This window comes from Streptomyces sp. NPDC002619, assembly GCF_042889305.1.
Taxonomy (GTDB): domain Bacteria; phylum Actinomycetota; class Actinomycetes; order Streptomycetales; family Streptomycetaceae; genus Streptomyces.
On sequence record NZ_JBIAQV010000149.1, the window covers coordinates 1 to 1,832 of the forward strand.

Annotated in this window: 2 protein-coding genes; one reads left to right on the forward strand and one right to left on the reverse strand. The window is 66.5% G+C overall.

Features of this window, described 5'->3' with window-relative positions; genetic code table 11:
* Nucleotides 1–36: 36 nt before the first annotated feature.
* Nucleotides 37–1,233 (reverse strand): RNA-guided endonuclease InsQ/TnpB family protein, encoded by a 1,197-nt coding sequence (locus ACFYXB_RS45920; protein WP_389591462.1) that lies wholly within the window; start codon nt 1,231–1,233, stop codon nt 37–39.
* A 125-nt stretch (nt 1,234–1,358) separates the two neighbouring features.
* Between ACFYXB_RS45920 and tnpA the strand changes: the two genes are divergently transcribed.
* Nucleotides 1,359–1,832, forward strand: a 474-nt coding sequence (gene tnpA / locus ACFYXB_RS45925) for an IS200/IS605 family transposase (RefSeq protein ID WP_389591464.1), incomplete at its 3' end; no start/stop codon positions are given.

Consider the following 1,832-nt stretch of genomic DNA (forward strand, 5'->3'; position numbering starts at 1 on the left):
GTGACTCCTCCACCCCGTAAACGGGGTGGCTTCTCGCTATGCCGGTTGGGCTTCGCGACGGGCCAGCCCGGCCCGTAGAACATTCAGGGCGGCCACCGTGTCGGCGTGCGCGTTGTGGCCGCACGAGAGGCAGTGGAACTTCTCCTGTGTGGGCCGGTTCTCCTTGGCGGTGTGCCCGCACTCGGGGCACCGCCGGGAGGTGTTGCGGGGGTCCACCGCCATCACTTCCCGTCCGGCACCTTCCGCCTTGGCGGTCAAGATCGCGAGGAACACCCCCCATCCGACATCAGCTATCGAGCGGTTCAGCCCCGCCTTGGAAGCGGCCCCGTTGGGCAGGAAGTTGCCCGGCTTGTCGGGGTCCGGTTTCGGCTCGGGGGCCATGCTCATGTTGCGGATCGTGAGGTCTTCGTGCGTGATGAAGTCGTGCTCACGCGCCAGGTTCAGCGCGGTCTTGTGCGCGTGGTCCAGGCGCTGGCGGCGCACCTTGCGGTGCAGCCGGGCCACTGTTTCCACGGCCTTTTGGCGCCGTTTGGAGCCGCGCTTGCACCGGGAGAGCGCCTGCTGGGCCTCTTCCAGCCTGGCGGCGGCCTGCGCTCCGTGCCGGGGGTTCTCAACGAACCCGCCGTTTGAGTCGGCAAGGAAGTTGGCGATACCCATGTCGATGCCGACCGCACTGCCGGTGGGGGCCATCGGTTCGGGCTGGGTCTGCTCGGCGGTGAGGATGACGTACCAGCGGCGGCCTTCGCGCTTGACCGAGATCGTCTTGACCTTGCCGACCACCGGCCGGTGCCGGTGCACCCTGACGTGCCCGACACCTTGCAGTCGTACGCGGGTGGTGGGGTCGTGCGGGGTGGCATCCCAGCGGCAGCCGTCCCCGTCCTTCGGGAAGTCCACGGTGTCGAACCTCTTACCCGGGCGGAAGCGCGGATAGCCAGGCCTCTCCCCGGTCTTGATCCGGCGGAAGAACGCGGCGAACGCCTTGTCCAGGCGTCGCAAGGTCGCCTGCTGAGAGCTGAACGACCAGCGGGCCTGGTCCGGGTCGACGGCGCGGATGTCCTTGAGCTGGGCGGACTGCTGTCCGTACCGCACGGTCGTCTTCGAGGCGTGCCGGAAGGCGTCCCGGCGCTCCTGTAACGCGGCGTTGTAGAGAGCGCAGTGATCACGGAGCATCGCCGATAACGCGGCTTGCTGGCCCACGGTGGGCCGCATGAGGAACCTGTACGCACGGATCATCCGGCCCACCCCCCTTCGATGCAGGAAAGCCAAGATCATAACCTTGGCTTCTGTCACCCCGCTGGGAACCAAACCCCGATGTACGGCGTGGCCGTCACGTTGTCTCCAACCTGCATGCTCACTTGGTGTTCGTCACCAGGTACCGGCGGAACGTCTTCAACGACGCGATGCTCACGCGCTGCGAAGAGATCATGCGCAAGGTCTGCGAAGACTTCGAGACCCACCTGATCGAGTTCAACGGCGAAGAAGATCACGTGCACCTGTTGGTGCACTACCCGCCGAAGGCCGCCCTGTCGAAACCTGGTCAACTCACTCAAGAAAGTCAGCTCCCGCCGGCTGCGGCTGGGGGTACCTCCCGGTCGAAGACCGGGGGAGAGTTCACCGGCCGCGTGAACCGGGCGATCACGCACAGCCGCTTCCGGTCCAGCTCCTACTTCGCAGGCTCCTGTGGCGGCACACCACTCCAGGTGGTCAAGGACTACATCGAAAATCACCAGCGGCCCGACAAAGTGCGGGCCGCTGGTGGAGCACTTCGGAGCGATGCTGCGGCGCTCCGCGCCGCACTGCTCAGGATCGGATTCCCTCCCCGCCTGAAGGCG